The sequence below is a fragment of the Paraglaciecola marina genome (genome assembly GCF_004360155.1).
Taxonomy (GTDB): Bacteria; Pseudomonadota; Gammaproteobacteria; order Enterobacterales; family Alteromonadaceae; genus Paraglaciecola; species Paraglaciecola marina.
This window is the reverse complement of the sequence record NZ_SAIS01000001.1, coordinates 732,698-745,054: the sequence shown is the minus strand read 5'-3', so window position 1 is coordinate 745,054 and position 12,357 is coordinate 732,698. Positions and strand designations below refer to the sequence as shown.

The following is a 12,357-nucleotide window of genomic DNA, read 5'->3' as shown; positions in this document are numbered from 1 at the left end:
TTAACGAGTTATCATTGTCTCGAATTAAGTTTTTAATATCCTCTAAAGACATGGTCTCATCTTTATTATCAGGAAAGTTAATTAGTGCAACAAGTGTTCTTTGCGCACCAATACTGTCTGAGCTAGGTTCTTGATCGTTAGGTGTAAAAGTCACATCAATAGAACAATCTTGAGTATTAAATTGGTCTGTTTGAAAAATGTTCCCCTCTAATGTGCCTGAACAACCTATTACAGAGTCAATGGCATAACCTGCATCAGAAGTTAAGGTAAAAAATGTAGTTTGAGCATCAACAGTCTGAGCAGACGGATTAATAGTCCCCTCACCAGCCACAGATGATGTAATTGTGTATGTTGTAGGCGTTTGAGTAGAGCCTCCTGTCGCTGTTCCTCCCGAACCACTCGAATCCTCCGAACTACCAGAGTCACCGCCACAGCTACTTAGTATCAAAATCAAAGCTAAAACCTTGACGCCTACATCTAGAAATCTCGAAACCTTATCGCTTAGTTCCATTTGTCTTTCCTTATTCTTTTTACGACGGCTTTAAATAAAATACAGACCATGAAAATGTTGTTTGTACATATTTACGGAGCTTATTAATTCTCTATTTAACAAGCTCTGTGGTGGCATAGGTTGTTAAGGTTTCTCATTAGTAATTTGGGTTTTCTTTCTAGATAATTGAAACAAACATGCGCAGCTTAACCCTATTAATGCTATACCAGATGGCTCAGGTATAGCTGTCGCTGAATACTTAATATTTTGTGATGAGTCGGTACCAATTGTGACAAACCCATCTGCGGAGCTAGGAACTATATCTTCCACTATCAATGAACCAAATCGCCCATAGATTTCGAAAGACTCTGAGGAAAACTCTGGTACCCAAGCGCATAAATCATCTCCTAGACCTAACTCAGTCTTTAGGCAGACACTATCTGCGCTAGCAGATAAATCGTTAGGATCGTTAGCAGTGAATGCAAAGGTTAACTCGGTTGTGCCACTGTGCCTTGTAGACTCATCACAGTTTTCTCCAAACAAATCGCATTCAATTGCACTAACCTCCAAGAAAAGACTTTGGATAACAAATGAGTCCCAAGTAATATCATTGTTTGCGAAAGTAAACTCGCCAACTAGAAATGAGTCAGTAGGGATACCGCCTTCTCTGAGACCTAAACCATCAAAAGAAAGTTTATTCGACTCCCCTCCTCTTTCAACAGAAGTCGCACCACCACATCCATCAGGAGGCGGAAAATTTGGATCACATATCCCCACCGCAAACTCGATATCTGAAGAGCCTAACCCAAAAGCGTCACCGGAGGCTTCTAAGTTTTCGTAAGTGATGTCTTGACCATTTAGAGAAATGACAGTACCTAATAAAAATTGACCTTCAATCCTAGTGGTAACTAGCGATGCTGATGATAATTCTGAAAACAGAATCATAATGGTAAAAAATATAAGGTTTTTATTAATAAACTTCATTGTTACAGTTCCTTTTTATTTAAACGATATTTAAACGGATACAAATCAAGTGACGCTAGTTACTAAGCTCTCTCATTTATAGCCTGGTTTCTTTTATTGATTGGCTAAATGCCCATATAAAAGAGTTAAACAATATGCACTTTCCTAATTTGTGTATTTAACCAACACAAAACCATTAGTAGTGTAAGTTGAAATTTTTAAAAAATTATTCACCCAAATGGGTGATATTTACGAATTACTTTGTCAATAATTCAGTGTACGGTAAAATTTACAACCTGAATTTGAAATTTACTGTTTAATGCATCAGCATATAATTGCCACACGAGCGATGCAGAGCATGGGGTCCTAAATTTTTGATAGTTTGGCTACACATTGAATTTTCAGCTCTGCTTAAAAAGGCTATCGAAACCAAAATGCAAAGTATAATCCAACCACAAATCATTGGTGACAGAGCGCTATTGAAGTCAATTTGATCTTGCTTGGTAATTGAACATAGAGACTTTTATAGGTGAATGCAGGCTTCATCCTTGTTAATATTCATCATAAATATGTCGTTAAGGCATGTTTAACTTAAATACATTAAAAGGATCTAAAATGAAAAAAGCACTCATAATAATCGCACTAATACTAGGTATAGTCGTTGCGGGAGTTTGGTACGTTATCAACGGTGCAGGTGGGATTATAAAAACCCAAATTGAACATCAAGGTGGTAAATACTTAGGTACACAAGTATCAGTTTTTAATGTTGAACTTGCTCTATCTGAAGGCCGGTTAACGATTAATGACTTAGATATTAAAAACCCAGAAGGGTTTAGCGACGAAGACGCCTTTAGTATAGATGCCATCACACTAGATTTAGGCACAATTACTAGCGAACCTTATACAGTGCAAACTGTTAGTATTACAGCGCCAGAGATGCTTTACGAAATAGATGCCAATGGCCAGGGTAATTTGATCGTTCTGAAAAACAATATTCAAAAGAATCTGCCTGCAAGCTCCAGTGAGCCAGAGCCAGTTGCAAGTGACACCCCCTCTCCTCTTGTGATTGTTGAAAATGTCACGGTTAGCGACTTACAATTAAAGCTTAATTTCGAAAACCTAGATACCGGTGATCTTGAATTAGACACTAAAGCCTACGAACTAACTTTGCCTACGTTTAATGCAGGCTCTATAGGCAAACCAGATGGTATACCTGCCGACCAAGTAGGCCTAGCCATTGTCAATACTATGTTAGACAACGCTATAGCTGAAGCCAAAAAAGAAGCCAAAAATGTTTTGAAAGACAAAGCGAAAGACAAGTTACTTGAAAAAGCTAGCGACAAATTAAAAGGCTTGCTCAACTAAAGCAGTTGTTAAAACCAGTACTAAAAAATAACTAAATGCCCATGGAACTTTAAAGAGCTTAAGTTTATGGGCATTTTCATTTTGCATTAGGAATGTTAATCCATGACCTTTTTTCTAACGGATTAACAAGTCGTCAATCATGCCTTTAACTTCAACTAAAGAATCACAGTAAGGCTAACTTAGAGCAGAATAGAGTTTTTGACTGAATTAAAAACGATACCCCATGCTGTGCGCGTCAGTGAAAAATTGGTCAGTGTTATTAACATCGATATCTAGATCATAAGTTACATAGCTCAAACCTGGGGATAAGGTTAATTGTTAACGCGCGGTTTTGGCGAGATGGATATCTAATAACAAAGCACTTACTGCGACATCAAACTTGTAATTTAGCGCTAAAGGGCTTTCTTCGGTCCCAACATACCTTTGTTCGTCTATTTGAATAGCATTGCCATGTCTGAAAAGCTCTTTATCGTCGCCTTAAGCAACATTTACATGAGCAGAAACTGAAACTCTATCACTGATACTTTTAGATAAACTTACATTTAATTGGGGCGCATAACTATCGGAAGGGTGCAGATCCCGGGTACTATTACACCCCAAAATACTTAAACCCAATAGCGATAGCCCTATTAATTAATAGGGGGGGCGAGATGAGAAACCTTTGCAACATTCCATTATATTATCTTTAATTAACAACAATATATCTATTACATAAGATTTAAATACCTTTAATCTATACATCCCAAGCTACCACCTTTCCCTAAAAATAAAAGGAATATTATAAGATTACCTAGCCTTGTTTAAAGTGAGGGTAAACGTGCACTAAAAAGTTAACAAACGGCAGTGGGTTAACCTAATGGTTACAACACCCACTTCTAAAATTAAGAGGAACAGCTGTAGTGAGACACCCCACCCGCATCAAAATACGCCTGAGGTTTTAAACGATTGTATTTAGTTTCAACCTCTGTGGTTTGTTCTTCATATGGCTGAGTGAGTACTTCTTGCAACTCATGAACAAGTGAGAAATCCCCCTGACTAGCTAGCTGATAGGCAGGAACCACCAACCACTCACGCCAGCTATACTTAGGGTTAACTTGTTGCATACTACTGGCTATATCTGATGCCTGTTTATCATCTCCATCAATATTCAGCAAGCCATGCCATTTTTGTAACCATGCAGTCCATTTTTCAGACAAGGGCTTGGTCAATGGGCCGTAAAAGCTTTTACTTAGCGCTGCTATATTTTCTGGAATACTCGAAAGTTCACGGAAGAAAGTGGTGTAATCAACAAAGGTTTGCCTCATAAGATCTAGCAGTTGATTTAACAGCTCATCATCAAAAGACTTAAGCCCAAGTTTAGAGGCCCACATAGCTTTCATTTTACGTTCCATAACAGCATCGAATTCTTGCTCTATTTGCTCTAAGGACTCTAGTGCTAAAAGGTCAGAAGTAAGTAACGGCTGTAGTGATTTGCAAAACATATCGAAATTAGTTTTAGCTGCAGCCCCTTGATTGAAAAACGAAAAGTGTTGCCCACCTCCCGTCCAAGGTTGGAAATAAGGTTCAAAACATTCGGTAAACCCAAAAGGACCATAATCAAGGGTATAACCACCACATGCGCAGTTATCACTATTAAAGTTACCTTGGCAATACCCAACTCGCATCCAGTGGCTAACTAAGGTGGTTAGCCGCTCACAAAATGCCGCTGCTAATTGCAAAATTTGCTCTGTAAGTGGAAGCGCTTGATTGACCTCTTTTGAATATTCGCGCTCAATCAAATGGTGCACTATCATCTCTAACTCTTTTAAGGCATCAGCATGTGTGTTGTAGCGAGCGCGACGAGCGAATAGTTCTAATTGACCCACCCGCAAAAACGAAGGCGCGACTCGGGTTGAAATAGCAACCGGGTTAGCTACATTTCTATCAGGGTTTGTGGCGTATGAACCTTCAGAGTACCAAGGACGCAAAACCTGCTCAGACTCAGATACAAATAAACATAATGAGCGAGAAGTGGGTACACCTAAAGCATGCATATGCTCTTGGGCTAAAAACTCTCTAATACTTGAGCGCAGCACTGCCCTGCCATCACCACCACGGCAATAAGGTGTAGGTCCGCCCCCTTTTAACTGCATTTCCCAGCGGTTGCCGTTGATAACAGCTTCAAGCACAGACATTGCTCGGCCATCACCGTACCCGTTACCGGTTCTAAAAGGACATTGCTGAATATATTCAGTACCGTAGATAGACAAGGCATAACCTGTAGCCCAACCCACTTTTCGCATAGGTGCTGGTACATCAGAGATATCACCAGAAAATAACCGAGCAAAGGCTTCTGTTTCCACTAAGCTGTCATCAAACCCTAACTCAGTAAAAAAACGGTTACTGTGAACCACATATCTAGGATTAGGCAAAGCCGTTGGTTTAACAGGTACATAGTGCCCAGAAAACACCTGCCTGGGTTCATAATCATCACCCGTTTCGGTGGCCTCAGGATCGCAATTAAGATTATCCATCAAGGAGTAATCTGTTAATTTAGCCAAATCCTCAAGAGTGTAAACACTTGTAGAAACGTCAGTAATTGGTTGATTTGCCATATAATTCAATAGCCTTTTTATAAATTCAATTCGATAGGAGCAAACCTGGAGAGTGCATTAAACAGAAGCCTTTAGACCAATTCAGCTACATAAGGTTTATGCTGCTGAATTTCTTCGCTGGTTAAACCTTTGAGCTCATAGGGAAACACCAGCCAGTCTTCTGTTTCATGTAGGCAATAATCAGGTTTAATACTGGTACGCTGGTAACTTGGGCGGCTAAACAAAGTCGCTATTTTCACGTCTTTTGGAAAATTTCGTTTTAACTGTCGTTTTAGACGCTGAATAGTGGCATCGATACTGTGACCAGAACTAAACACGTCGTCAACAATCAACAAAGAGTCTTCTTCGTTTAAGTTTTCGATTAAATATTGAGTACCGTGAATACGAATGTTTTCTGGCTCTGCCAGCATAGATTCATAACTTGGCAAACCTCTATAGGATGTACGAATTGAAATGTGGTCAGTCTTAACACCTAACGTCTGCAAACACTCCTGAACATAGATACCCACTGCACTACCTCCTCGCCATAGCCCAACAATAAAAGTTGGGCGATAACCCCGCTCAAATATTTGTACCCCAAGGCGGAAGGAATCTTCAATTAAGGTATTCTCATCGAGAAATATTTTTTTCATATTCATATCAACTTTCTTGTTCAGGCAGATAGCTTTATTATACGGGCAATATTGTCAATAATTCGACTCATTATGAGGTTGTAATGGAAAAAACCTATTTAACTGGTGAGCAGCTGCTAGCTGACTCGTTCAAGCTTGCTAAGCTAGTTTTTGACAGCGGATACCGCCCTACTTTTATTATTGCGGTTTGGCGTGGCGGCGCCCCTATTGGTATTGCAGTTCAAGAATTCTTAAGTTATCACGGCATTGATACAGATAACATTGCCATTAGAACCTCATCTTATGCAGCAGGCATAGATAAACAATCACGTGAAGTAAAAGTACACGACCTTAATTATTTAATTAAAAAGGTTCAACATTCTGACAAGCTACTTATCGTCGACGATGTATTTGACACCGGCCGTTCAATTGAAGCCATAATCAAGAACCTACAAGAAAAAACCCGCTTAAACATGCCAGAAGACATTCGCGTAGCTGTACCCTTTTACAAACCAACACGCCGTGAAGTAGATCGCATTCCTGACTATTACGTACACGAAACCGCAGCTTGGCTTAAATACCCCCACTCTCTTGAAGGCCTAACAGTAGAAGAAATGGCAGAACACAGACCAGAACTTTACGACATAGTAAAAGAGCACTTGCCTACTCCTTAACCTAACATTTATCTGAGCCGTTTAGAGTTTTAGTAGTGAGCTTCACCAATGCTATATTCAACGATGTGCAAAGTATATTAGTCGCTCCATTGTTTAAAATGGTAATTATACGGATGCATCAGCTTCCGTGAAATATAATAAACTCAAGGTTGAGTGCCACGCATAAAATATATCTTTCAAAAGAGTGACATACCTTAAATAAATGCCTCAACCACAGGAACATTGCTAAACTATCAGTTATAAAATTCATAATAATGAGCCTTTTTTTGAAGTATTCACTTATCGATATTAACATTTTTACATTGATACTACACGCGATCTCATTTCATTCAGCTAATTTGTCAGCAGCTGAAGAAACATTGCCTTTATCCAGTTATTTTACCGAAACATGGAATACAGGCGATGGCCTACCACACAATGGTATTAATGCAATCTCACAAACATCTGACGGTTACTTGTGGATAGCAACTTGGGGCGGATTAGCTCGCTTTAATGGTAGAGAATTTACAATATTTTCCAGAGGGTCAAGCGCTGGCCTTCCTGATTCAGCGGTCAAAAGCTTGACTGCGACTCCGTCGGGTAAGTTATTAGTCGCAGGGGCACGAGGAGGCATATCAGAGCGTTACAAAAATCAATGGTCATCAGGCCAACCAGCAGAAACTATGATTAACCACGCTATTTACGACAATAATCAAAATCTATGGTTAGCACTAGAAGGTCAAGGTTTAGTATATCGCGATATGAAAACACACCAAGATACAGTTATTATTAACGATATACGTGCCTATAAAATATTACAAGATAACAAAGGTACTATCTGGGTTGCTACTAACAAAGGCTTATTTTCAGTAACAGACAAAACATTAGTTCGCCACTTTGATCAAAAATATGGTTTACCCAATAAATCAGTGCAAGACCTTATATTGACACACGACAAACACTTAGTCGTTGCGACTCAACAAGGCGTTTATAAATTTATCGATGGGAATTTTAAATCTTTGCATACAGAACTTGTTAACGATAGGGTTAACAGTTTGTTAGAAGACTCTGCTCATAACCTTTGGATAGGCACAGATAATAGAGGACTATTTCGACTCAGTCATAACAAGCTAGAGCAATTAAGTAATCAAACGGATTTACCTAAAAATAAGATATCTACACTTTTTCAAGATAAAGAACGCAGTATTTGGATTGGCACAAACAGTGGTTTATTTCGCTTAAGAGAAGTTCCTTTTGTTACGGTAACAACAAAGCACGGTTTATCTGGTAACTATATACGCAGTATATTATCTCATTCAGACGGAAGTTTATGGGTAGGTAGTAGCAAAGGATTAAATAAATTAGATAATAATGAAATCAGCGCTATTAACGAGACTTCTATAGGTAAAAAGTTATCTATATTGAGTTTGGCAGAAGCACCTGACAAACAAGTGCTTGTTGGTACCTATCATAGCGGCCTATTCATTACTACTGAGAATGGCCTTGAGGAATTATTGACAACTAAGGATGGTTTACCTAGTAACGAAGTTAGAAGTATTCTGGTTGATTCATCTAAAAATATTTGGATTGGTACTAGTTACGGATTAGTTAAAGCCTCACCTAATAATAAAATTGAAGTATTTAATAAAGAAAGCGGCTTACCAGCAAATTTTATTATGGCCCTTGCTGAGGATCAATTGGGTAAAGTATGGATAGGTACAGGTGAAGGCATTGCCTCATTCAGTCAAGGAGACATTCAAGCTTTTAGTTTGGATGATCAATTTGATGCTGAATATGCGTTTGGCTTTCATGTAGAAAATAATAACCTTTGGATGGCAACAGATAGAGGATTAGTTAATATTGATGTAGTCACAAATGCAGTAAGTGCAGTCACTAAAGAAGATGGCTTACCAGTAGACAAAATATTCCAAATAGTTGAAGACAAAAACAACACTTTTTGGCTAACCAGTAATAATGGTGTCATTAATGTAAACAAAAGCGCAATAAATGATGTGCTTCAAAAAAGAACCAAATATGTTGATTATAATTTTTTTTCTCAGGGCTTTAGTCTACTAAATTTTCAAATCAATAGTGGTTCAACACCTTCTGCAACACTTCATAATGATGGCAATGTTTGGGTTGCTACGGCCAAAGGTGTGAGTTACGTCGATGAATCAAGATTAAAAACAATGTCACAAACAACTATTCCTGTCGTAATAGAACAACTCGAAGTAGACGGAAAATATTACCCTATAATGCCCTCGGTAATATTACCTGCAGGAACATCTCAAGTTACCATCCACTATGCAGGTTTAGGATATTTGATGCCTAAACATATTTCTTATCAAACAAAGTTAGTTGGGTTCGATAAAAAATGGAAAAATAAACATAAAAATACATTTACTGAATTTACTAGCTTAGCCCCAGGTAATTATACTTTTCATATGCGAGCAAAATATCCGAATGGAAAATGGCAAGACAACTTAGCAACCATTAACTTTATTATCACACCTTATTATTGGCAAACAACTTGGTTCAAGTTAATTATCGTTATCCTCTTACTCCTATCTTTATACATAATTTATCGTTACAGAATGATCGCGATTCAACGCAGTCAAATAAAGTTGAAAGAACTCGTTGCCCAGCAAACACTGGAACTGCAAAATCAATCTGAGTTATTCTCTTACCAAGCCAAACATGACCAATTGACAGGTTTATGTAACCGACGAGCTTTTGATGAATGGTGTAATGATGACTTAAAAGAGGCTAACAAAAACAGTAAGCCGTTAACCATAGCTATATTGGATATTGATCATTTTAAAAGCGTTAACGATGACTATTCACACCTTACTGGCGACAAAGTTATTAAAAAAGTCGCTGATACTCTTTTAGACTTAGCTCAAAAAAGTTCACAACAAATAAAACTCGCGCGGTGGGGTGGTGAGGAATTCACATTACTAATAAATCATGATGTAGATAAATCCTATGATTTTTGTGAGCTTGTTAGATTAACAATTAAAAAACAGAACTTATCTCATCTCGCGGATGATCTTAGTATTACAATAAGTATAGGTTTAACTGATAACAAGGAAATACACGAATACGATAAGATGCTCAGCCATGCCGATCAAGCGCTTTACTTCGCAAAACAAAATGGTCGTGATCAAGTGCAGATATATCAAGCTAAATATCACGAAAATAGTGAAAAATGAAAACTCTACATTAAACCTTAATCCCGAAACACCCACGATATTGAGTGATTGGCTGATTAATAGCTATAGCCTGATAATAACCCCTGGTTTCACTTCGTGAAGCGTCGATAGATATAAAAGATAAAGAGATTTCGCCGGAAATTTTAATGTTTAGAAAAATGTCAAAATTGGTTAAGTGCCCCTCAAAACATCACCAAGAAGCTAAAGTAATTTATATTTTTCAATGAACCTGCCCTACATATTCCTTTTCGTTACACAATTTCGTTTTATTAAGTATTAATATTAAATATTGCTAAACGCTGATATCGAGGATATAAAAAACCATAACTAACTTTAGTTATATTCTTAAAATCGCATTTATTGGAAAGGAAAAATGTAAATGAAATTTCTCGTTTTAACCTGGCTCAGCCTATTTAGCACCGGTTTATTGGCTACTAATAGCACAAATAATTCAATCACCATTCCAGAATCACTTAAAGATGTGACTAACATTAAGGTCAACTTAATGAACATGATAAGTTCAGGCTTACCTTCCGATAAAGAGTTCAAGGCTTTTAAAAAACTTGGAGTCAGCCACGTTATTGATCTAATACCTGGTAACAGACATGAAGAGATTGCGCTACTTGATGAGTTAGATCTAAATTATTTAAATATCCAAGTAGAATGGCAGAACCCTACTATCAATAACTTTCTAGAATACATTACCGCAATGAATCTTAATTTAGACAATGACAATGTCACTCTTACTCATTGCAAACTCAATTGGCGAGGTGCGGTATTCACTTATTTGTATAAAATCACCCAATTAAATGTCGATGAAAATAAAGCACGAGCAGAAATGGAGTCTGTCTGGAAACCAAACCCAATATGGAGCGATTTTATAGAAGAAGTGAAATCATACTTCTCTCTATAGTCATGTAATTAAAGTAATCAATGACATCCTATTATGTAGGTGCTGTATCGATATAAAATCATCTGAAGTAAAAGTACACGACCTTAATTATTTAATTAAAAAGGTTCAGCATTCTGACAAACTACTTATCGTCGACGATGTATTTGACACTGGTCGCTCAATTGAAGCCATTATTAAAAATATGCAAGAAAAAGCCGCTTAAACATCCCAGAAGGCATTCGAGTGGCTGTGCCATTTTACAAACCTACACACCGTGAAGTAGACCGTATCCCTGACTATTATGTACACGAAATTGCAGCTTAGCTTAGGCACCCTCACTCTCTTGAAGGCCTGACATTAGAAGAAATGGCAGAACACAGGCTAGAACTTTATGAGATAGTAACAGAATACTTTCTTACCCTGTGAGTGTTAACTAGCCTGTTTTACGTAACAGTAGTGCTCAATAATCTTAATGAATCAACCCATTTATCATTAAGGTTACTACCGCTGAAAATAGCCTTTTAACTTAGCGCGTATAGTTTGCACTATTTGCGGAGTAATAGGGCCTAAAAGGCCACGCTTATCTTTAGGTATGTGCGCAATGCTGTCTTCATTCGCGTCAAACACGTAGTAATCGAACATATCACGCCAGTACTTCTTTTCGCTTTGGGATAAGTCACGAATTGAAAGAATGGCATGGTCAAGGGCTGGAGCTGGTAAACCAATGTGTTTCGGCGAAACCCGCCACCAAAAATTCAACAACATATTGAATGGCTCTAAGCCATCCACATGATGCCACCAAAGCGGCGGCATATAGATGGCATCTCCCGGTTCAAGATCAGCTACTTGAGCAACCTCTAAAGCTTGTTTAAAACGGGGGAATTTCTCGAAATCAGGGTTTCTAGCATCCACCATAGATATGGTTCGCCCTGCGGGTGTATTGTCAATTGGGCCTAAATATAAGTTTCGAAATTGGTCTGGTGGAAACACAACGAATCGTCTACGACCGCCCACCACACAGGCAAGGTTATAAGTAGAATCATTGTGCGGTGCGATTTGAGTCCGTGTGCCCATCCATGCCCAACCATTAGCTTTATGTCCGCCAAGATTGATTGGGTTATCTTTAAGCAAACCTGGGAAATAGGTATCTACATTTGCGGCAGCCACGTAAAGACACAGTTGCTCTAGATCGTCTTCAGACTCTGCAATTTTAGAGAATACTTCTCGTAAATCAGACTTTAGCATCTTAATATTTAAGGACATATCGTCTTTGTAAAAGACCCGCCCACCAATTTCAGGTGGTCCGCTCGATACCATCACAGGCTTCTGACTATAGTAGCCAAGCAAATATGAGCGCAGCGCATCCGAAGATTGTTGCGCAGCCTTAACTACAGGCCAGTCACGAACCATACCGCGCACAATAAAGGGCATTGGAGAGGTAAAGTCAGCAGCCGCAAGGTTACCTGACTCGTCGAGCTTTTTTTCTGGCAAATGGGGCAAGCTATCAAGTATGCCTGTGGAATGGATGGTCACGACGAAAAAATCTCCTGCTCTAGCGCATGGTTATTGTTTTTTTG

General features: G+C 38.4%; 8 protein-coding genes and 1 pseudogene. 4 read left to right on the top strand and 5 right to left on the bottom strand.

Features of this window, described 5'->3' with window-relative positions; genetic code table 11:
- Together EOK74_RS09350 and EOK74_RS09345 are read right to left on the bottom strand one after the other, a co-directional pair.
- Positions 1–511: pseudogene (locus EOK74_RS09350) on the bottom strand (hypothetical protein); the annotation flags it as partial.
- A 123-nt stretch (positions 512–634) separates the two neighbouring features.
- Positions 635–1,474, bottom strand: coding sequence for a hypothetical protein (locus EOK74_RS09345; RefSeq protein WP_133469694.1), 840 nt, complete (start codon positions 1,472–1,474; stop codon positions 635–637).
- A gap of 594 nt (positions 1,475–2,068) precedes the next feature.
- On the opposite strand from EOK74_RS09345, the gene EOK74_RS09340 reads away from it, so the two are divergent.
- On the top strand, positions 2,069–2,818 hold the full coding sequence (locus EOK74_RS09340; protein ID WP_133469693.1) for an AsmA family protein: 750 nt from the start codon (positions 2,069–2,071) through the stop codon (positions 2,816–2,818).
- 881 nt (positions 2,819–3,699) lie between these two features.
- Here EOK74_RS09340 and EOK74_RS09335 read toward each other — a convergent pair.
- Together EOK74_RS09335 and EOK74_RS09330 are read right to left on the bottom strand one after the other, a co-directional pair.
- Positions 3,700–5,412, bottom strand: coding sequence for a protein adenylyltransferase SelO (locus EOK74_RS09335; protein ID WP_133469692.1), 1,713 nt, complete (start codon positions 5,410–5,412; stop codon positions 3,700–3,702).
- Between the two features lie 71 nt (positions 5,413–5,483).
- A complete protein-coding gene (locus EOK74_RS09330) occupies positions 5,484–6,050 on the bottom strand; it encodes a phosphoribosyltransferase (protein ID WP_338047273.1) in 567 nt (188 codons plus the stop codon).
- Between the two features lie 77 nt (positions 6,051–6,127).
- Here EOK74_RS09330 and EOK74_RS09325 point away from each other — a divergent pair, with 77 nt between their 5' ends.
- The 3 genes from EOK74_RS09325 (at position 6,128) to EOK74_RS09315 (ending at position 10,801) form a co-directional block, all read left to right on the top strand.
- A complete protein-coding gene (locus EOK74_RS09325) occupies positions 6,128–6,697 on the top strand; it encodes a phosphoribosyltransferase (RefSeq protein WP_133469691.1) in 570 nt (189 codons plus the stop codon).
- A 266-nt stretch (positions 6,698–6,963) separates the two neighbouring features.
- Complete coding sequence (locus EOK74_RS09320; protein ID WP_166638739.1) at positions 6,964–9,888, top strand: ligand-binding sensor domain-containing protein; 2,925 nt, start codon at positions 6,964–6,966, stop codon at positions 9,886–9,888.
- Positions 9,889–10,267: 379 nt separating this feature from the next.
- The gene (locus EOK74_RS09315; protein WP_133469689.1) at positions 10,268–10,801 is read left to right on the top strand and encodes a protein-tyrosine phosphatase family protein; all 534 of its coding nucleotides are present in this window, start codon (positions 10,268–10,270) and stop codon (positions 10,799–10,801) included.
- Positions 10,802–11,281: 480 nt separating this feature from the next.
- Here the strand turns inward: EOK74_RS09315 and EOK74_RS09310 are convergent, their stop codons facing one another.
- Positions 11,282–12,313: a cupin-like domain-containing protein gene (locus EOK74_RS09310; RefSeq protein WP_133469688.1), complete on the bottom strand. Its 1,032-nt coding sequence runs from the start codon at positions 12,311–12,313 to the stop codon at positions 11,282–11,284.
- Positions 12,314–12,357: the final 44 nt, after the last annotated feature.